The organism is Gemella sp. zg-1178, from assembly GCF_018790995.1.
Taxonomy (GTDB): domain Bacteria; phylum Bacillota; class Bacilli; order Staphylococcales; family Gemellaceae; genus Gemelliphila.
The window spans coordinates 51,237-72,251 of record NZ_JAHKEI010000008.1 but is presented as its reverse complement, the minus strand read 5'-3'; the positions used below and the strand labels follow the sequence as shown (position 1 = coordinate 72,251).

The window sequence follows — 21,015 nt, the reverse complement described above, 5'->3', positions numbered from 1 at the left end:
TAAAAAATAGACACTTTTATTTAAACCATCTATTTTACTTATATCAAATTTTATTACTATCTTACTTCTACCGCTGTATCAGTAGCGACAACAAGAATCATATCGCCATTAGTTCCTAGGCTTTCAAAGTTTATAGATAAACCAATGACTGCATTAGTTCCTAATTTACTAGCGTTAGATTTAAGTTCTTCGTCGTATCCGGCACTTCTCCCTCTAAAGAAATTTCTAAAACCAGCCCCTATATCTTTTATGAAATTTATACCAGCTAATACTGATCCAGTAACAAGTCCCTTATATTTTATTATTTACATACCTGGAACATTATTAGTTGTTGTTATTATCATAATTAATCTCCTTATATTTAAATATTATTTTTTATTACTTATTTAATATTTTTTGTATTCTTTCTACTACTCTATATTTTCCTAGCAACTCTAAACTTAAATTTAATTCTGGCCCGTGCATTTGTCCAGTAGTAGCAACACGAATTGGCATAAATAAGTTTTTACCTTTTATACCTGTTTCTTTTTGAATTTCTTTGATTGCATTTTTTATATTTTCTGCTGTAAATTCTGACATTGAAGAAATTTTTTCTAGCAATGCTTCAAAAACTTTTGAATTTGTATCTAGGGCTAATATTTCACTTTCTTCATTAGCAAATTCAAGTTCTTTTTTAAAGAATAGCGATGTTAATTTAACTATTTCTGCTCCGTAACTCATTTGTGGTTGATATAAACTTATTAATTTTTCAAACCATTCTTTATTTGTTTCAATTTCTTCTTGGGTTACTATTCCTTCTTTAACTAAGAATGGCAAAGCAAGATTTAATATTCTTTCTAGGGGTTGTTTTTTAATATATTGATTATTAATCCACGTTAATTTTTGATTATCAAAAAATGCAGGAGATTTGCTTAGACGTTTTTCGTCAAAAATTTTAGCAAATTCATCACGAGTGAAAATTTCTTCCTCTCCTTCTGGAGACCAACCTAATAAGGCTATAAAATTGAATATTGCTTCTGGTAAGTAACCAAGTGAATCGTATTGTTCAATAAATTGAATAATACTTTCATCACGTTTTGATAATTTTTTCTTGTTCTCATTAACAATAAGTGTCATGTGTCCAAATTTTGGAGCTTCAAAACCTAAAGCTTCATAAACTACTAATTGTTTTGGAGTATTAGAAACATGGTCATCTCCTCTTAATACGTGTGATATGTTCATTAAGTGGTCGTCTATTGCAACGCAAAAATTATAAGTTGCAACTCCGTCATTTTTTAAAATAACGAAATCTCCAAAATCTTTACCCTCAAAAGATAATTCTCCTTTTACCATATCTTCCCAGCTGTATGTTCTATCTTGAGGAACACGAATACGAATTGATGGTTTTCTTCCCTCTTTTTCAAAAGCCTCTTGCTCTTCTTTTGTTAAGTTGGCATGTTTACCACTATATCTAGGTGGCAAGCCCTTAGCTTTTTGTTCTTCTCGTTCGGCTTCCAATTCTTCAGCAGTCATGTAGCATTTATAGGCCTTATTTTCTGAGATTAATTTTTCTGCATACTCTTTATATATTTCTAAACGTTCAGATTGGCGATAAGATCCACAATCTTTTTCCTTATGAAGTCCCTCATCATATTCAAGACCCAACCACTTCATATATTGCAGCTGACTTCTTTCTCCCTCTTCTTTATTACGTTTAAAATCAGTATCTTCAATTCTTAAAATAAAATCTCCGTCATAACGTTTTGCAAAAAGATAATTGAATAAAGCTGTTCTTGCATTACCTATATGCAAATTACCTGTCGGTGATGGAGCATATCTAACTCTTACTTTTTTCATTGTAAAACTCCTAATTATTTAGTTTAATTTAAAATATTATACACCAGTAAGCTGTAAAAATCAATAAAACCTTGATTCTATACATAAAAGTATATTTAAAATATTATAAAAAAATTTTTTATTTTAGAAAATATTTTATGAATTATAGAAAATAATTTCTAAATTAAAATTACCATTTTGAATCCATGTAACATTTTCATTTTCAATGTTATGCAAAATGTTATATAATATTAATTATAAATATTTTAAAGAAAGAGGGTTGTTTAATGTTACAAGTAAGTATCTTATTACCTTTACTTGCAATTTTTTTAGTGCCTTTAATAAAGAAAAATATTAAAAGCATACACTTAGGATTTTTCTTACTCTTAGTACCACTAAGTTTGTTTTTATACTTTTCATCAAAAATAAGAAGTATTTATAATGGAGAAATTTTTACAAATCATTTTTCTCTTGCTTCAAACATTGGTTTAGACTTAAATCTTAGACTAGATGGGTTATCTTTATTATTCGTACTTCTTATTACTGGTATTGGTACATTAGTGATACTTTATTCTGCATACTACATGGAAAGGCTAGACCCTAAACTGCATAAATTTTATATTTTCCTTATGTTGTTTATGTCAGCTATGTTAGGAATAGTTTTATCCGATAATTTACTTAGTATGTATATGTTTTGGGAATTAACTTCTGTTTCATCATTCCTATTAATTAGTTATTGGTATGAAAATGAACGTTCAAGAAGCGGAGCCTTAAAATCTCTTATCATAACTGTATTCGGTGGAGTACTAATGCTACTAGGAATATTCATATTAGAAAATATTACTGGAAGTTTTAAAATAAGTGAAATAATAAATTACAGTCAAAATAATGAATTTGGTAGTCTAATATATATTGCAATGATTTTAATTCTTATCGGTACTTTTACAAAGTCAGCACAGTTTCCATTCCATATATGGTTACCAGACGCTATGGTTGCACCTACACCTATAAGTAGTTATCTGCATTCTGCAACTATGGTTAAAGCTGGAATATATCTTTTATTACGTATTGGTATTGTATTTTCATTCACTCCTATATTTGCTAATACCCTTATAATATTTGGTGTCATTACAATGCTAATAGGTTCAATTAATGCAGTATTCTTAAAAGATTTAAAAGCCATATTAGCCTACTCTACTATAAGCCAACTAGGAATGATGACACTGATGATTGGTATTGGAAATCTAGGTTTATATAACAATAATCATACTATATATACATTTGCATTTTATACTGTTTGCTTCCATATAATAAATCACGCTGTTTTTAAAGCCAGCTTGTTTATGGTTACGGGAATTATTGACCACACTCTTCATTCTCGCGATATATCTCTTATCAGAGGAATGAGAAAAATTCTACCTGCAAGTTTTGTAATTAGTATATTAGCTGCAATGTCTATGGCTGGAGTACCACCATTTAGTGGTTTCTACTCTAAAGAATTTTTATTAACAACAGTTTATAATTTATTAGATACTAATATCTATTATCTTATTGTTATAATAATGACTATTTTGGCTGCTATAGGTACATTCATCTACTCCATGATATTGGTATTCAAACCATTTTTAAATGAATTTAATCCTGAAGTTTTAGGAAAACACAAATTACATATTGTTAATAAAGGAATTGTTATAGCACCTGCAATACTAGCATTAATGACTTTAGCAAATAATTTTTACAAAGATGTAATAGTTATTCCAGCTCAAAAATCAGCTGTTGTAACAAAAAATTATATTACTCATATTAATCACGAAAGTTTTGTAACTAAAGAATTAATAACATCAATAATAATTATTCTTGTAGGAAGTTTAATATATATAAAATTAGCTAATAAAAATTCTATTTATAATTACAGTCCTGTTATTATAAATATTCAAAAATTATATGATATTTGTGGCGAAAAATTACATAGTTTAACAAAAGAATTACATGATTTATTTATAACAAATAAAATAAGAAGAAGTATGACTTATATCTTTATATCTCTATCTGCTACTGTAATAATAGGTTACTTCATTTTAGGTAAACCTCTTGCTATTAATAATTTTTCTGAAGTAAATTTAATAAATATCATTATATCTATCGGTATTGTTATATGCTGTATCTTCTTATCTTTTATGACTAACAGATTAGTTTTAATTATGACTTCATCAGGAATAGGATTTATGATGACAGCTCTTTATGTAACATTTAGGGCTCCTGACCTTGCAATGACACAATTTGTAATAGAATCAATATCAACAATTATATTCTTGATTGCTTTTATTGTTCTAACTAATAAAACTAAACATATTGAAAAAACAAAATTCAAACTAACAAATGCAGTAATAGCTATCTTGTCAGCTATTAGTTTTATAATCGTAGGTCTTGTTTCTTATGCTTATAAAAATCCATCAGTAATTAGTCCATTTTATAGCGAAAATGTAATTCCTTCTGGTGGAGGAAATATAGTTAATGTTATTATAGTTGACTTCCGTGGTTTTGATACTTTATTTGAAATTACCGTTATGAGCATGGTTGCCCTAATAATTTACTCTATGTTTAAAATTATAAAAAAAGGAGGTAATAAAGATGAAAACTAATGATTTAATTTTAAAAAGTTTATCGACCATAACTTCAATATTTATCTTTTTACTTTCGCTTTATTTATATTTCGGAGGGCATTTTTCTCCAGGTGGAGGTTTTGTTGGCGGGTTACTTTGCACAATGGCTTTAGGTCTAGCTATGTTTACATACGGCATAGACAAGGTTACATCTACCCTGCCTATAAACTATATTTATATTACAGCCAGTGGTTTAATATTTTCCATAGGAACTGCCATTTCTGGTATGCTTGTAGGAAAAAATTTCTTTAAACACCACTTCACTCATATTCATTTTCTCTTAATTGGAGAGGTTGAATTACATACGGCAGCTATATTTGATTTGGGTGTTTATCTTGTAGTTGTCGGTGTACTTATGTCTGTAATATTAGCCTTTGGAAAGGACGGTAGATAATATGGAATTTTATATGATTATACTCTGCGGAATTTTGGTTGGTTTTGGAGTATATATGATGCTTTCAAAAAGTACAATCAGAATAATTATAGGTGTTGGACTTTTTGGTCATGCTGCTAATCTTATTATATTAATATCGGGTGGGCTATACGACGGAGATATTCCTATTATTTCAGAACTTGGTAATAATTACATAGACCCAGTTCCTGCTGCTCTTATTCTTACAGCAATAGTTATAGGTTTTGCAGTAACTTGTTTATTAATATCAATATATATAGCAAACTACAAACTTCAAAACAGTGATGATATTAACACATTAGAAGATGTAGATTTTATAAAGGAGGTAAGTAAAGATGTATAGTAATTTACCAGTTATTCCCATAGTAATACCTCTACTATTTGCATCAATTACTATTTTCTTTAAAAATAATACTTTTATACAAAAACAAATTACACTCTGTGCTAGTATTTTAGTAACTATATCTGCAATATTTAATATTTTTAAAATTAAAAAACATGAAATTTTAATTCTTGAAATGGGTGATTGGAAGAGTCCTTTTGGTATAACTTTAGCCCTTGATGGATTAAATAGTATTTTAGTTTTAACATCAGCTATTGTTTTTCTAGCAACAATAATTTATTCGAGTAAAACTATTGATAAATATAGTGAAAATAGTTTCTTTTATACTGGTATATTACTTATTATGACTGGTATTAACGGAGCTTTTACAACAGGAGATATTTTTAATTTATTTGTATTTTATGAAATACTCCTAATGGCATCTTATCTTTTGTTACTTGTAGGTATAAAAAAAGAACAACTAAAATCTTCAATAAGTTATGTTCTAATGAATGTTTTTGCTGGAAGTTTATTTGTTATTAGCGTAGGTTATTTATATACAATAGTTGGTAGTTTAAATATGGCTTACATCTCTAAAACTATCAGTTCACTACCCGACAAAAGAGGTTTGTACCTTGTAGGTCTAGTTATGATATTTGTATTTGCCATGAAGGGAGCTATATTCCCCTTATTCACATGGATGAATAGGGCTTATGCCGCTCCTCCTATTGCAGTATCAATAATATTTGCTGCACTACTAACAAAAGTAGGACTTTATTCAATAATTAGAACTTACAGTTTATTCTATTATGAATCTAATACTATAAAATATTTTCTATTATCTTTAGGAACTATTTCAATAATAGTTGGTTGTATCGGTGCAATATATCAAAAAAATCTAAAACAAATTGTAATATTTAATATTATAATATCACTAGGAATTATGGTTGCAGCTACTTCAGTATTAAATAGCAAAGCAATAAAAGGTGTTATCCTCTACTCAATAAATGATATTTTATTAAAAGCTGCTCTATTTACAATGGTAGGAATTATAATTTATATTTGCAAGGTGAAAAATATAAAAAAATGCGGACTAATTAACAAATATCCCTTACTTGGCTGGACTTTCTTTATTACCACTCTTTGTCTATCAGGTGTTCCACCTTTAAGTGGATTTTACGGAAAAGCATTAATTATACAAGGCTTCGTAGAAGATAAACAAATATTTGTAGGTGTGATAGTTACCCTATCTGGTTTAATAGTATTTTATTCTCTTATAAAAGTATTCTTAAATATTTTTTATGATAATACAAATAAATCATTAGAATTAAAACCACTGCCAAAAATTTTAATAATACCAGTTTTATCTCTACTTGTTATTGCTATTGTTGTAGGTTTGTGTAGTAATCTTTTAGAACCCTTATTAGAAAAAAGCACATCTACAATATTAAATTCAAATAAATATATAGAGTTGGTTTTACAGAAAGGATAGTTGACTATGGCAATTCAATTTTTTATTAATATATTTTTCGGAATACTCTGGATGTTCTTTTCTAACGGATTTAATCACGAATACTTTTTTGTTGGCTTTTTCTGGGGAGCTGTAATAATTTTTATTTTGAGAAAACAACTTCCTGGTAAACAACTATATTTTGTATATCTATACAAGTGGATAAAATTAATATTATTATTCTTAGTAGAATTATTAAAAGCAGATATTGCGGTGTTTAAATTAATGTTCAAACCAAAGTTAGATGTAAATCCTGCAATATTTGAATATCCTTTAGACGTAGAAAAAAAATGGCAAATTGTTATGTTGGCTAATATGATAACTTTAACTCCTGGAACAATAACAGTAAATATTAGTTATGATAATTCTAAATTATTTATTCATAGGCTAGACACTGACGATATAGCAGGAGAAATAGAAGCTATAAAAAACAGTTTTGAAAAAGCCATTTTGGAGGTGGATAAAATTGAATAAGATATTAGATATTACTATTTTAGCTGGTATTTTTACAAGTTTTATTATGATTATCTTTCTTCTTTACTACATGGTAACTAAAAAAAGTATTTATGATAAACTTATAGCTAGCGATTTAATAGCAATGCCTTTAATTTGTGGCGTTGTACTTATAAGTATGTATTACAAAACTTTATCCTACATAACTTTGGTACTAATAATTGCGATAATTTGCTTTGTTGGAACCGTAGTTACAACTAGATTTTTAGTGCGTAAGGAGGTTTTCCCTGATGACAATTCTAAATAATGCAATGACAATAATAATTATTCTTTTAATAATTATTGCAATACTGGCTATGATTAGTACAATTTTAGGATTTATTAGACTTCCTGATGAATTAACTAAATTACACGCATCAGGAGTTACAGGTTCTTTTGCAGTTGAGCTAGTATTAATCGCTGGTTTTATATTCTTTTATAGATACTTGAATGTTTTTGAATATAAATTAATTATTGCGATAATATTTTTATTTATAGTTTCTCCTATTACAGCTCACATGATAGGATTGACTTCAATAATCTATAAAAAAGATGCTTACTTTAAAAGAAATAAACAAATAGAACCCTTATTAGAAGATGTAAAAAAATATAACGAAAAATAATATTAAAATAAATTTTAAGAAATTTAAAATTTTATATGAAAAAATAGAATTATTTTTTAATAATTCTATTTTTATTTTGTCTATAATGTAAGAAATTTTCTACAAACAAGTGTGTAATTGACTTATTAATTTTAATGTAGTATTATAACCTTATAATTATTTAAAATATTAAGGAGATTTTCCAATGAGAAAATATTTTGGAACAGATGGTATAAGAGGAGTTGCAGGTCAAACTTTAACTGCTGAATTAAGTTTTAAAGTTGGTCGTGCTTTGGGTTCACTTCTTATATCAAAACATGAAAGTCCAAAAGTAATTATAGGTAGGGATACCAGAATATCTTGTGATATGATAGAAAGCTCTTTGGTATCTGGTTTAACAAGTTCAGGTGTCAATGTAATGCTAGCGGGTGTAATACCTACTCCAGCTATAGCATATTTAACAAATGTATTAGATACAAATTCTGGAATTATGATATCAGCATCTCATAATCCTTATCAAGATAATGGAATTAAAATTTTTGGTTCAGACGGTTTCAAATTAACTGACGAAGAAGAAATTATTATTGAAAAATTAATAGATGATAATTCAAATATAATAAATGCTTCAAAAGATAAATTAGGAAAAATATATAATTCTTTCAATCTAGCACAAAAATATATACAACATATTAAACAAGCAATAAATTTAGACTTAGAGGGTATGAAAATAGCCTTAGATTGTGCTAACGGGGCTACAACTTCCATAGCACCATTTATATTTGGAGATTTAGAAGCTGATATAGAAACAATAGGTTGTAATCCAAATGGTCTTAACATTAATCATAATGTTGGTTCTACAAAATTAGAAACTTTAGCTGAGTTTGTAAAAGAAAATGATGTCGACCTAGGTTTTGCTTTTGACGGTGATGGAGATAGAATGCTTGCTGTTGACAACGAGGGAAATATTGTTGACGGTGATAAGATAATGTTTATTTTGGCTCAATATTTAAAAGAACAAAATAAATTAAAAGATAATATGGTTGTTTCTACTGTAATGAGTAACTTAGGATTTTATCGTTCTATCGAAAGTCATGGTATGCAGTCTGTTAAAACTTCAGTCGGCGACCGTTACGTTGTAGAAGAAATGAGAAAAAATAATTATTCTATTGGTGGAGAACAGTCAGGTCATGTTATTTTATTTGAACATGCCACTACTGGAGATGGAATACTTACAGCTGTTTGTCTAGCTTCAATTATAAAAGAAAAGAAAACTACTTTAAAAAATCTTGCCGACCAAGTTACAATATTCCCACAAAAATTAGTCAATATCAAAGTTGAAAATAAAACAGAAGTCATGCAGGATAAAGAAATATTAGAAGAATGCAAAAAAATAGAAGAAGAACTATCTTCTAGTGGTCGAATATTACTTAGAGCTTCTGGAACAGAAAACATAGTAAGAGTTATGGTAGAAGCAAGTAGTCATGAACTGACTGACAAATACTGTAAACAATTAGCTGCTTTAATAATAGAAAAATATAATAAATAAAAACATACCTAGTGTAATTCCACACTAGGTATATTTTTATTTCACCTTATCCAATTCAACATTCATAGATTTAGCAGTTTCTTCAACTTTTTTATATACATCTTGATTTACTTCTTCAAAACCTGTTATTGAATATAACTTAGTCATTAATTCCATTGTTTCTTTATCATTTTGTAATTCTAATAAAGCATTTTTTAATTTTTTTTGCATATCTGCATCAAGAGAATTAGATACAGTAATAGTTATTCCAGGTATTAAATCACTTGTCGCTAAAACTTTAAGTTCGTCTTTGGCAGTTGGAAAATCTTTAGCATATTTATTTAAAAGATTTTCATAAGAACCGATAGCATCCACATCACCATTTAATAATAATTGTAAACTCTTGTCATGGCCCCCAGTAAATTGTGTAACAATATCTTTTTCCAAACTAAGACCTTTGTTTACTATCATTGCTCCAGGATATATGTAGCCTGAAGTTGAAGAAGGATCTACAAACGCAACTTTTTTATTTTTTAAATCTTCGATTGAATTTATATTAGCATTTTTTCTTACCAAAATTACAGCCTTATAGCCAGGTTGTCCATCTCTTCCTTTAGCCGTAAGAATATTTTTAGCATTCCCTTGACTTGTTGCTAGTAAAGAAGAAAATGGTGGTATTAAACCAAAATCTACACTTCCACTATTTAATCCTTCAATAACGCCAATATAATTACTAGCAGTAAAAGCTTCAACCTTTACTCCTAACTTTTCACTTAATTTGTTAGCAATAGGTTGCACATCCTCGATAAGTTTTTCACTATTAGAAGTTGGAACAAGTCCCATTTTTAAAACTTTTGTTTCTGCTTTTTTATTGTCATAAGAACAGCCTGTTAAAGCTATAATTAAAATAAAACTAGAAATTAATAATAGTAATTTTTTCATCTACTATACCTCCCATAAAATTAATAAATATATAATATCATATTTGATAATTTTTATCAATTAATCTTTTATAAAAATAATTTATAAGCAACTTTCTACATTTTTAAGATTTATAATTTTTGATAAATATATTAGTATATAAAGAATTAATACTAGAAAAAACTAATAAAAAGAACTACTTAATAATTTTGAAGAAGTTTATCAAAAATGGAATTTACAAGAATTAAATATTAGGGAGGCTGCTTGTGTATTAGGAGTAGCAAAGACAACTTGTTACAATTGGTTAATAATTAGAAAAAAACAAAAAAATTGTTCCAAATAGTAGACTTTTTGGAACGGAGTTTTTATCTTTAAATTTTTTTTAAAAATAAGATAAAAACTTATTCACTTAGCCGTTTATAAAATATTTTTATGAACAAGTTTATTATATAATTTAAGTTCAAAAAAGTCTGATTTTATGAACTAATTAAAAAATATAAGGAGGTCATTATAATGACAAAAACTACAAAATTTACTAAATTTCTAACTGCTGCACTTGCAGTTTCATTATTTACTAGCCCTATGGTAACCCATACAACTTATGCTAAATCAAAGATAAGATCTAGTGTAAGTGTATATAATAACATAATTTATGTTTCATTTTCTGAACCTTTTTATCAAAATGAATATCCAAATGAATATCCAAAAGCTGATAATTTTATAAAAAAAGTTGATGATTATATTAAATCTAAAGACTTTGCTAGCCAAGGAATTACTTTTAAATATTATGAAACTGCTGATTTTCTTGAAAGTGGAGAAGAATTTCGTTGGGTTGGGAAAACTATTATGTACACATTAAAAGACAATGAAAATGCTGAAGAAGTAAAAGCACGTTTAACAGCTATAGCTAATGAAATACTAGCGGCTACATCTGAAGCTGGAAACAGTGCGAGTGATTCTAATAACGATAATAATGCAAATTCTGAAAATAACGTAAATAGCTTAAAACCTGAAAATAATGTGGGTAATACTAAAAAAGATAATAACCTGAAAATAAAAGATGAAAAATTTGTTAAAAAAGATGGAGCTTGGATTTACAACAAAGCAGATGGTTCTATGGCTAAAGGATGGTTATTCGATAAAGAATACAAGTCTTGGTTCTTCTTTGGTGAAAACGGAAGAATGGCTGAAAATACTTGGATACTAAGCAATGGTTCTTGGTTCTACTTAAAATCAGGTGGATATATGGTGCAAAATGAATGGGTATTTAGTAACGGTTCTTGGTTCTACTTAATTCAAGGTGGATACATGGCACAAAATGCATGGATTCAAGACGCTAATGGAAACTGGTTCTACCTAAAATCAGGCGGATACATGGCTCAAAATGAGTGGGTTAAACACACTGACGGAAACTGGTATTACCTAAAATCAGGTGGATACATGGCAGTGAATGAATATACTCCAGATGGATATTTTGTTGACGCTAGTGGCGTTTGGGTAAGATAATAGCATAAAAAATAAAAAAACTTAATTGGGTAAATTTACCTAGTAAGTTTTTTTTTTTTTTCTATTTAAAATGTAAATTTGATAAGAGATGTGAAGCTAATATTATATATCTTTTTTAAAAAATTTTTATCTATGCTCTTGCTCAACTTAATAAATATTCTATTGTAAAATAAAAAACCCACAAAATTAATTGTGGGAATTTTTTATTATCTAGAGTAGTACTCTACTATTAATTGTTCATTTATTTCTTGGTTAAGTTCGCTTCTTTCTGGAATTCTAACTAATGAACCTTCAAGTTTATCTTCATCAAAAGTTAAGTATTCAGGTACAAAGTTAGTTATTTCAACAGCTTCTTTAATAATTTCTAAATTACGTGATTTTTCACGAATAGAAATTACTTGTCCTGGTTTTACTTGATAAGATGCTATATCAACTTTTTTACCATCTACAAGAACGTGTCCGTGGTTTACTACTTGACGTGCTTGACGGCTAGTTCTAGCTAGACCTAAGCTGTAAACTACAGAATCTAAACGTGTTGCTAGTAAAGCCATGAAGTTTGTCCCGTGAAGACCTTGTAATTTTCCTGCTTTATCGAATAATTTACGGAATTGTTTTTCGTTCATGCCGTGTAGGTAACGAAGTTTTTGTTTTTCTTGTAACTGTAATCCGTATTCAGATAATTTTTTTCTTTGACCTGGACCGTGTTGTCCTGGTGCGTAAGGACGTTTTGCTAACTCCTTACCAGTACCACTTAGTGATATTCCTAAACGACGAGATTTTTTCCAAGTTGAACCTGTAAAACGAGCCATTATATGCTCCTCCTTATATCTTTTTGTTTTGGTAAAACAAAAAGCACAATACTGTTGTTGTATATGTTATAGTTCTGGAACTTCACCTAGCAGCATAGGTTACGAGTTGCCACATTAAAAAATGTATAACATAGAGGCAATAACAAATATTTCACTGCTATTATTTTACACTGTTTAGTATTTTAACATTTAATTATATTTAAGTCAATAGTTTTAGCTTAAAATCCTTGTTTTTTAAGCAATTCATTTGTTATGGCAAGGGGTTTTTCCTTATAGAAATCTGCGAATTTTTTAGACCATAATTTTGTTTCTCTTGCTTCTGCAAATTTTTCCATAACTTCATCATATTCTTCTATATCTGAAATTGTAGAAATTGGAAATTTATTTTTTCCGACATTAACGCTTGCTTTTATTCTTGGTTTAACTCTTTCCGTAGTTAATTTTTCATCTATTTTTCATATACTTATTCCACAAATTGGATAGGTATATTTTGGCATTTCTAATATTTCTATTAATTCTTTGGCAGCTGACCTTATAGCACCACAACAAACAGTACCATATCCTAATGATTCTGCTGCTAAAACTGCATTTTGCATAGCCAGTGCAACATCAGTAGTTGCAGTTATTATTGTATCTAAATTATCTTCAATATTAAAATTAGAAAAATGTTTTTCACTTGATAATTTATGTCTAGTTAAATCTGCACAATATAATAAAAATACAGAACTTGTAGATATATGAATATTAGATTTTGATAATTCCCATATTGTATTTTTTAAATCTTCATCGTCTATCACTACTATACTATAGTGTTGACCATTCATCCAACTAGGTGCTTGTTTGCTAGATTTTATTATTATATCTAATTCTTCTTTGTGTAATTTATATCCCTTAACAAAACTTCTATTTGAACGATGATTGTTTATAGTTTTTATTACCTCATTCATTTTATAATTTCCCCCTTAAATTAAAAATATTTGCTTAATATTATAAGAAGTCAGATAAAAATTTATCTGACTTTACTTTATCTTTTTGCTATTTCTTCTAGTAACATTTTATTAATTATTTGTGGGTTAGCTTGCCCCTTAGAAACTTTCATAATTTGTCCAACTAAGAAACCTATTGCTCTGTCTTTTCCATTTTTAAAATCTTCTATTGATTTAGGATTATTATCTAGTACTTCACTTACCCACGTTAATAGCTGGCTTGTATCAGAAACTTGAACTAGACCTTTAGCTTTTACTATTTCTTCTGCATTACCACCATTTTCGATAAGTTCTGCAAAAACTTTTTTAGCTATCTTACTTGAAATAGTTCCGTCAGTTATTAACTTGACCATTCCAGCAAGACTAGCTCCAGTTATTTTTGTTTCTTTCAGTGTTTTTTGTTCTTTGTTTAAATATGCGTTGACATCAACCATTAAATAATTTGATACTAATTTAGGGTCGCCTCCATTTGAAACAGCTTCTTCAAACATATCAGACATTTCTTTTGTAAGTGTCAGCACATGAGCGTCGTAGGCTGGTAGCCCTAATTCTTCTTGGTAACGTTTCTTACGTGCGTCGGGTAATTCAGGAATTGTCAAACGAACTTCTTCTATCCATTCATCAGATATTCTCATAGGGACTATATCAGGTTCTGGGAAATATCTATAATCATCTGAACCCTCTTTAACCCTCATAAGTTTTGTTGTGCCTGTTGTTTCATCAAAACGTCGAGTTTCTTGTTTTATTTCTCCACCAGATAGAATAACTTGTTCTTGTCTTTTTTCTTCAAATTCTAATCCTTTTTTTACAAAAGTAAATGAATTTAGATTTTTTAATTCTGTTTTTGTACCAAATTTTTCTTGACCATAAGGTCTTATAGATATATTAGCATCACATCTCATAGACCCCTCTTCCATTTTTACGTCTGATACTTCAATGTATTGAATAATTGAACGTAATTTTTCAAGATAGGCATAGGCTTCTTCAGGAGTTCTTATATCTGGTTCAGAAACTATTTCAATTAATGGCGTTCCTTGACGATTAAGGTCGACTAGAGAATAACCATTTCTGTGAGTTAATTTTCCTGCATCTTCTTCAAGATGGGCACGAGTTATACCAATACGTTTTGTTTTTCCATTAACTTCTATATCTATCCAACCATTTTCTCCTATTGGCTGGTCAAACTGTGAAATTTGATATGCCTTGGGATTGTCTGGATAAAAATAATTTTTTCTATCAAATTTTGATTCTTTTGCTACGGTCATATTAAGAGCCATAGCTGCTTTCATTCCCCATTCAACCGCACGTTTATTAACTACTGGCAATACTCCTGGATAACCTAAATCAATAACACTTGTATTCGTGTTTGGTTCTGCACCAAAATGTGCTGGTGATGATGAGAAAATTTTTGAATTTGTTTTTAATTCTACATGGACTTCAAGTCCGATTACTGTTTCAAAATGCATAAATTTCTCCTAATATTAAAGTTCAATTTTTTTATTGTGTAAATTATAGTGTGATTCGTAGTTATAAGCAACATCATATATAGTTGATTCAGCAAATGGTTTACCAATTATCTGCATACCTATAGGACGTTTACCCTTGAAACCACAAGGAATACTTATAGCAGGTAAACCAGCCATATTAACAGGAATTGTTAAAATATCATTAGCATACATTGTTACTGGGTCTGTAATTTCTTCTCCAATATTAAAGGCTACTGTCGGTGCTGTTGGTCCAATAACTACATCATATTTTTCAAAAACTTTATCAAAATCTTGTTTGATTAGTGTACGAACTTTTTGGGCTTTTTTATAATAAGCGTCATAGTAACCAGAAGATAATACATAAGTTCCTAGCATGATACGACGTTTTACTTCAGCACCAAAACCTTCTCCACGAGTTTTTTTATAAATTTCTTCCAGGTTGCTAGCATTCTCACTTCTATAGCCGTAACGAATACCGTCAAAACGTGAAAGATTTGAACTAGCTTCAGCAGAAGCAATAATGTAATACGACTCTATTGAGTAAGATGTATTAGGTAGAGAAACTTCTTCTACTATTGCTCCTTGACTTTCTAAATATTTAACAGCTTCTAAGACACTATTTCTAACTTCTTTGTCTATTCCTTCGCCAAAATATTCTTTAGGTAGGGCTATTTTAAGTCCTTTAACGTTACCAGTAATTATTTCACTAAATTTAGGAACATCAACTGGAGCACTTGTCATATCATTTTCATCAAGACCAGAAATTATTTCTAAAATTCGTGCATTGTCTTTTACTGTTCTAGTCATAGGTCCTATTTGGTCTAGCGATGATGCAAAAGCAACCAAACCAAATCTTGATACACGACCATAAGTTGGTTTAAGTCCTACTATCCCGCAATAAGAAGCAGGTTGACGAACAGAACCACCAGTATCACTTCCCAAAGTGAATGGCACTTGCCCAACTGAAACAGAAGTTGCACTTCCTCCAGAAGAACCACCTGGTACAGCATCTAAGTCATGAGGGTTGCGGCAAGATTTGTAATATGAATTTTCTGTTGACCCACCCATTGCAAATTCATCCATATTTAATTTTCCTATTAAAATTGGATTTTCTGCATTCAATTTATTCATAACTGTAGCATCATATATAGGATTAAATCCTTGTAATATTTTTGATGCACAAGTAGTTTCTACATTTTTTGTTATTATATTGTCTTTTATTCCCATAGGTACACCAAAAAGTTTCCCAGAGAAATCATTTTTTTCTTGACTAATATCTAACTCTTTAGCTTTATCTAAAGCTAATTCTTCTGTTAAAGTAATAAAAGAACCAATTTTTTCATCAGTTTCTTTAATTCTTTTTAAAGAAGTTTCAACTAATTCAGAAGGTTTTACTTCTTTATTTTTTAGTTTAGCTTCTAAACTTTCTATACTTTCATACATTAAAGTCATTCATCTTCTCCTTAAAAGTAATTATTCAATAATAGTTGGAACTTTAAATTGTCCAGCCTCTTGTTCATAAGAATTTTTTAATACTTCTTCTCTATCAAGACCTTTTTTTGCAACGTCTTCTCTAAATACATTTACCAAATCTAAAACGTGATATGTTGGTTTGATATTTTCTGTATCTACAACAGATAAATTTTCTACTAAAGATACTATTTTTTCTAATTGTTCAGTATATATTTCTACTTCATCTTCTTTAATTTCAAGTCTTGCAAGATGAGCTATGTGTTCAACCTGTTCTTTTGTTATCTTAGACATACAATCCTCCATTTTAATTAATTACTAACTAATAATAGCATAAACCAGCCTTTTTATCAATTAAATATTAAATCTTTTATATTATAAATTTTAAATTTAAAATAAATTTTCCAATAAAAAAACTCTTGATTATCAAGAGTTTTTTTATTATCTTATTTCAGCACCATTAGGAATATCATAATTTATTTCTACTACTTTTAGTATTCCATCTTTTTCTGCAGATAAAATCATTCCTTCACTAAGTTCACCGCATAATTTAACTGCTTTTAAATTTGCAACTACTGCAACTTTTTTTCCTACTAATACTTCTGGCTCGTAATATTTTGCTATTCCTGAAATTATTTGACGAGTATGATTTCCTAAATCTAATTTTAATTTAAGTAATTTTGAACTTTTTTTAACTTTTTCACAACTCATTACTTGTGCAACACGAAGTGAAGTTTCAAAAAATTTGTCGATTGTAATTTCTTCAGCCAAGGGAATAAAATTATCATTTTTTTCTTCTGCTTCTTCCAAATTAGCCAATGCTTTTGGAGACATTTGTTCTTTTATGTATTCTATTTCTATATTTTTATCAAATCTAGGGAATATTGGTTCTGGTTTTTCTGTAACCTTGATTGTTCCGTCAAATTTTCCAAATTCTTTAACACTTGCATAAGTTAGTAACTCATCTGTAAGATTAAGTTGAGTTTTTATTTCTTTAGGTGCTTTAGTTAAAAACGGACTTATTAATATGGTAGTAATGCGTAAACTTTCTGCCAAATAATTCATCACTTTATCAAGAACTGATTTTTTTGATTCGTCTTTAGCTAGTAACCAAGGACTTGTTTGGTCTATATATTTATTAGTTCTTGTTATAAATTTCCAAAGACTTTCTAAGGCTTTAGAAAATTGCATATTCTCCATATAATTTTCATATTCATCAACCATTTGTTTGGCATTAGAAATTAAATCTTTATCAATTTCATCTTCCGTTGCAACAAAGGCTGGAATAAAACCATCGCAATATTTATTAATCATAGAAATTGTTCTATTCAATAAATTTCCTAAGTCGTTAGATAAGTCTGAATTTATTCTGTCAATAAAACTTTCTGGCGTAAATAATCCGTCTTGCCCAAAAGGAACTTCACGCATTAAGTAGTATCTAACAGAATCTAAACCGTAACGTGAAATTAACATATAAGGGTCTACTACATTTCCTTTTGATTTAGACATTTTACCGTCTTTCATAAGAAGCCAACCATGACCAAAAATCTTTTTAGGTAAAGGTAAGTCTAAAGCCATAAGTAATATAGGCCAATAAATAATATGGAAACGAATAATTTCTTTTCCTACAACTTGAACATCTGCTGGCCAGTATTTCTTGAATAATTCATCACTTTCACCAGTTGCATAACCTAGTGCAGTTATGTAATTAACCAATGCGTCAATCCAAACGTAAACAACATGTTTAGGGGCAGAATTAACTTTAACTCCCCAATCAAATGTTGTACGAGTAACTGCTAAATCTTCCAAACCTGGTTTGATGAAATTATTTAACATTTCATTTTTGCGACTTTCAGGTAAGATAAATTCAGGATGTTCATCATAATAAGCAACTAATCTATCAGCATATTTACTCATCTTAAAGAAGTAACATTCTTCTTTTACTAGCTTAACTTCATTACCACTTGGAGCAATACCACCAATCATTTTCCCATTTTCATCACGAAAAACTTCTTGTAATTGAGTTTCTGTAAAATATTCTTCATCACTGATTGAATACCAGCCCTCATATTCTCCTAAATATATATCGCCTTTTTCTAGCAACTTATCAAAAATATTAGCAACTGCTTTTTTATGATAAGTGTCAGTCGTTCTTATAAATTTACTGTAATTTATATCCATAGAAGACCAAAGTTTTTTTATGTCTTCTATCATTGTATCTACATATTCTTGTTCACTAATTCCTTTTTCTTGAGCTTTTTGTTGTATTTTTTGCCCATGTTCATCAGTTCCTGTTAAAAAGAACGTGTCATAACCCTGTATTTTTTTATATCTAGTTATCGTATCGCAGGCTACGGTAGTATATGCATGCCCTATGTGTAAATTCCCACTCGGATAATAAATAGGGGTCGTTATGTAAAATGTTTTTTTATTCATTACTACATTTTCCTCTCTAAATTTTAATATAATTATTTTTATTTTATCACAATAATACAAAGTATGTATATAATTTATTGTAATAAATTATAATATTAAAATTGAAAAATTATTTTATACTCAAAATTTTTATACTAAAAATAATTTTAAAGTTGCTAAAAAATTATCTCTTATCTACTTTCTTAACTGCAAAATCTCCTAGGTATTGAACGACAAATACTATTATCAAAATTACTATTGTAGAAACTAAAGTTACTGCATTATTATTACGTTGAAAACCATCTAAGTAGGCTAAGTTCCCAAGACCTCCAGCGCCAATAACACCTGCCATAGCAGTTGAACCAACAAGGGCGATAGCTGTAACTGTAATTCCTGATATTAAAGCTGGCTTGCTTTCTGGGATAAGAACTTTTGTAATAATAGTAATATTTTTTGCTCCCATTGCTTTAGCTGCTTCGATAACTCCCTTGTCAACTTCTCGCAAGCCAATTTCTACTAAACGAGCATAAAATGGTGCTGATGATATTATCAAGGCTGGTATAGCTGCTTGCACACCTAAAATTGTACCGACTAGAACTTTTGTAAAAGGTATTAATAGAACTATTAAAATAATAAAAGGTATAGCCCTAAATATATTTACTATTGCAGTTATTATTGTGTAAACAGTTATTACTAATTTATTATTACTTGTTGATGTTAAATAAAGTAATAATCCTAAAACCATACCTAAAATAAAAACTGCTATTAAAGATTCTGATGTCATTATCAATGTTTCTATTGTTTTTTCTATTATTTTGTCCCAATTTACTCTTGAAAAATCCATATTATAATACCTCCACAGAAATTTCTAATTCATATAATTTATTAATAGCTTGCTCTATATTATTATCTTCTCCAACAATCTGTATATATAAAGTTCCGATATTCCCTGTTTTTATTTTATCAATTTTACCTTGGATAATATTAACAGTTACTGAATTTTCTTTTGCTAGTTTACTTACTATTGGTTCGCTAAAATGTTTGTCATCAAATGTTAATTTTACTATTTTTCCATTAACAAAAGTTTCTTTCCAATTTTTTATATTTTTATTGGCTGATTTTTCTGAACTAAATGCTGTTTGTTTTAAGAAGCGTTTTGTAACTTCTTGTTGCGGTTTATAAAATACATCATACACTAAACCAGATTCTACAATTTCACCATTGTCTATTACTGCAACTTTAGTGCAGATAGTTTTTACTACATTCATTTCATGCGTTATTAAAACAACTGTAATATTTATTTTTTTATGAATTTCATTAATTAATTCTAATACATCAGCTGTTGTTTCAGGGTCTAATGCACTTGTTGCTTCATCACAAAGTAAAATTTTAGGATTACCTGCCAAGGCTCTCGCTATACCAACGCGTTGTTTTTGTCCTCCAGATAATTGAGATGGATAATTATCTTTTCTATCTTCTAAACCTACAAGTTTTACAAGTTCATCAACTCTTTTTTTTCTTTCATCTTTAGCAACTCCTAAAATTTCTAAAGGAAATTCAATATTTTCTGCAACAGTTCTGCTCCAAAGTAAATTGAAATGTTGAAAAATCATTCCAATATTTTGTCTTTTTAGACGACGTTTCTCATTACTGATTTTTCCAAAATCTTCTCCCAAAACAATAACTTGACCGTCTGTTGCAGTTTCAAGACCATTTAATAATCTGATTAATGTAGATTTTCCTGCACCTGAGTAACCTATTATTCCATAAATATCTCCTTTTTCGACATTCAAGTCTATATTTTTAATTGCATGAACATTATTTTTATAGATTTTATTTACATTTTTTAACTCTATAATTGATTTTTTTGTCATTGTATTTCTCCTTTTCAATATTATAAAAATAAAAACACCCTTATTGCATATACAATAAGGGCGTCAAAACGCGGTACCACCTTGATTTTTACTTCAGCTACTAACATAGCCTTTGCCTATAACGTGGCACAACGAATAAAGTTCACTAATTTTAATTGCTTACTCTATTGACAAACATAGACCATATTCACAAATTTCATATTACA

General features: G+C 28.8%; 20 protein-coding genes. 9 read left to right on the top strand and 11 right to left on the bottom strand.

Annotation, left to right across the window (positions count from 1 at the left end; translation table 11 throughout):
* Positions 1–56: 56 nt before the first annotated feature.
* Positions 57–305: a heavy metal-binding domain-containing protein gene (locus tag KMP12_RS03590; protein ID WP_253195977.1), complete on the bottom strand. Its 249-nt coding sequence runs from the start codon at positions 303–305 to the stop codon at positions 57–59.
* A gap of 73 nt (positions 306–378) precedes the next feature.
* Entirely contained in the window at positions 379–1,836 is a 1,458-nt protein-coding gene (gene gltX, locus KMP12_RS03585; protein ID WP_215756373.1) for a glutamate--tRNA ligase, read from the bottom strand.
* 266 nt (positions 1,837–2,102) lie between these two features.
* Between gltX and mbhE the strand changes: the two genes are divergently transcribed.
* From mbhE to glmM, 8 genes are all read left to right on the top strand, one after another.
* Complete coding sequence (gene mbhE, locus KMP12_RS03580) at positions 2,103–4,457, top strand: hydrogen gas-evolving membrane-bound hydrogenase subunit E (protein WP_215756372.1); 2,355 nt, start codon at positions 2,103–2,105, stop codon at positions 4,455–4,457.
* The gene (locus KMP12_RS03575) at positions 4,447–4,872 is read left to right on the top strand and encodes an MnhB domain-containing protein (RefSeq protein WP_215756371.1); all 426 of its coding nucleotides are present in this window, start codon (positions 4,447–4,449) and stop codon (positions 4,870–4,872) included. The genes mbhE and KMP12_RS03575 overlap by 11 nt, the downstream gene beginning before the upstream one ends.
* 1 nt (position 4,873) lies before the next feature.
* Complete coding sequence (locus KMP12_RS03570) at positions 4,874–5,233, top strand: sodium:proton antiporter (RefSeq protein WP_215756370.1); 360 nt, start codon at positions 4,874–4,876, stop codon at positions 5,231–5,233.
* On the top strand, positions 5,226–6,704 hold the full coding sequence (locus tag KMP12_RS03565; protein ID WP_215756369.1) for a proton-conducting transporter transmembrane domain-containing protein: 1,479 nt from the start codon (positions 5,226–5,228) through the stop codon (positions 6,702–6,704). Before KMP12_RS03570 ends, KMP12_RS03565 begins: the two co-directional genes overlap by 8 nt.
* Before the next feature lie 6 nt (positions 6,705–6,710).
* On the top strand, positions 6,711–7,196 hold the full coding sequence (locus tag KMP12_RS03560) for a Na+/H+ antiporter subunit E (RefSeq protein WP_215756368.1): 486 nt from the start codon (positions 6,711–6,713) through the stop codon (positions 7,194–7,196).
* A complete protein-coding gene (locus KMP12_RS03555) occupies positions 7,189–7,482 on the top strand; it encodes an MrpF/PhaF family protein (RefSeq protein ID WP_215756367.1) in 294 nt (97 codons plus the stop codon). The genes KMP12_RS03560 and KMP12_RS03555 overlap by 8 nt, the downstream gene beginning before the upstream one ends.
* Complete coding sequence (locus KMP12_RS03550; RefSeq protein WP_215756366.1) at positions 7,466–7,837, top strand: monovalent cation/H(+) antiporter subunit G; 372 nt, start codon at positions 7,466–7,468, stop codon at positions 7,835–7,837. The genes KMP12_RS03555 and KMP12_RS03550 overlap by 17 nt, the downstream gene beginning before the upstream one ends.
* A gap of 184 nt (positions 7,838–8,021) precedes the next feature.
* Complete coding sequence (glmM, locus tag KMP12_RS03545; RefSeq protein ID WP_215756365.1) at positions 8,022–9,362, top strand: phosphoglucosamine mutase; 1,341 nt, start codon at positions 8,022–8,024, stop codon at positions 9,360–9,362.
* A gap of 36 nt (positions 9,363–9,398) precedes the next feature.
* Here the strand turns inward: glmM and KMP12_RS03540 are convergent, their stop codons facing one another.
* Positions 9,399–10,283 (bottom strand): phosphate/phosphite/phosphonate ABC transporter substrate-binding protein, encoded by an 885-nt coding sequence (locus tag KMP12_RS03540; RefSeq protein ID WP_215756364.1) that lies wholly within the window; start codon positions 10,281–10,283, stop codon positions 9,399–9,401.
* 492 nt (positions 10,284–10,775) lie between these two features.
* Between KMP12_RS03540 and KMP12_RS03535 the strand changes: the two genes are divergently transcribed.
* On the top strand, positions 10,776–11,768 hold the full coding sequence (locus KMP12_RS03535) for a hypothetical protein (protein ID WP_215756363.1): 993 nt from the start codon (positions 10,776–10,778) through the stop codon (positions 11,766–11,768).
* Positions 11,769–11,974: 206 nt separating this feature from the next.
* Here KMP12_RS03535 and rpsD read toward each other — a convergent pair whose 3' ends face one another.
* From rpsD to KMP12_RS03495, 8 genes are all read right to left on the bottom strand, one after another.
* On the bottom strand, positions 11,975–12,577 hold the full coding sequence (gene rpsD, locus KMP12_RS03530; protein WP_215756362.1) for a 30S ribosomal protein S4: 603 nt from the start codon (positions 12,575–12,577) through the stop codon (positions 11,975–11,977).
* 455 nt (positions 12,578–13,032) lie between these two features.
* Positions 13,033–13,524: a nitroreductase family protein gene (locus KMP12_RS03525; RefSeq protein WP_252344687.1), complete on the bottom strand. Its 492-nt coding sequence runs from the start codon at positions 13,522–13,524 to the stop codon at positions 13,033–13,035.
* Between the two features lie 77 nt (positions 13,525–13,601).
* On the bottom strand, positions 13,602–15,029 hold the full coding sequence (gatB, locus tag KMP12_RS03520) for an Asp-tRNA(Asn)/Glu-tRNA(Gln) amidotransferase subunit GatB (RefSeq protein WP_215756361.1): 1,428 nt from the start codon (positions 15,027–15,029) through the stop codon (positions 13,602–13,604).
* A 15-nt stretch (positions 15,030–15,044) separates the two neighbouring features.
* Positions 15,045–16,502 carry an Asp-tRNA(Asn)/Glu-tRNA(Gln) amidotransferase subunit GatA gene (gatA, locus tag KMP12_RS03515; RefSeq protein WP_215756360.1) on the bottom strand — a complete coding sequence of 486 codons (1,458 nt, stop codon included), beginning with the start codon at positions 16,500–16,502 and terminating at the stop codon, positions 15,045–15,047.
* Between the two features lie 21 nt (positions 16,503–16,523).
* Positions 16,524–16,814, bottom strand: a complete 291-nt coding sequence (gene gatC / locus KMP12_RS03510; protein ID WP_215756359.1) for an Asp-tRNA(Asn)/Glu-tRNA(Gln) amidotransferase subunit GatC — start codon at positions 16,812–16,814, stop codon at positions 16,524–16,526.
* A gap of 147 nt (positions 16,815–16,961) precedes the next feature.
* The gene (metG, locus tag KMP12_RS03505; protein ID WP_215756358.1) at positions 16,962–18,956 is read right to left on the bottom strand and encodes a methionine--tRNA ligase; all 1,995 of its coding nucleotides are present in this window, start codon (positions 18,954–18,956) and stop codon (positions 16,962–16,964) included.
* Positions 18,957–19,119: 163 nt separating this feature from the next.
* Positions 19,120–19,779 carry a methionine ABC transporter permease gene (locus tag KMP12_RS03500; RefSeq protein WP_215756357.1) on the bottom strand — a complete coding sequence of 220 codons (660 nt, stop codon included), beginning with the start codon at positions 19,777–19,779 and terminating at the stop codon, positions 19,120–19,122.
* 1 nt (position 19,780) lies between these two features.
* Positions 19,781–20,794: a methionine ABC transporter ATP-binding protein gene (locus KMP12_RS03495; protein WP_215756381.1), complete on the bottom strand. Its 1,014-nt coding sequence runs from the start codon at positions 20,792–20,794 to the stop codon at positions 19,781–19,783.
* Positions 20,795–21,015: the final 221 nt, after the last annotated feature.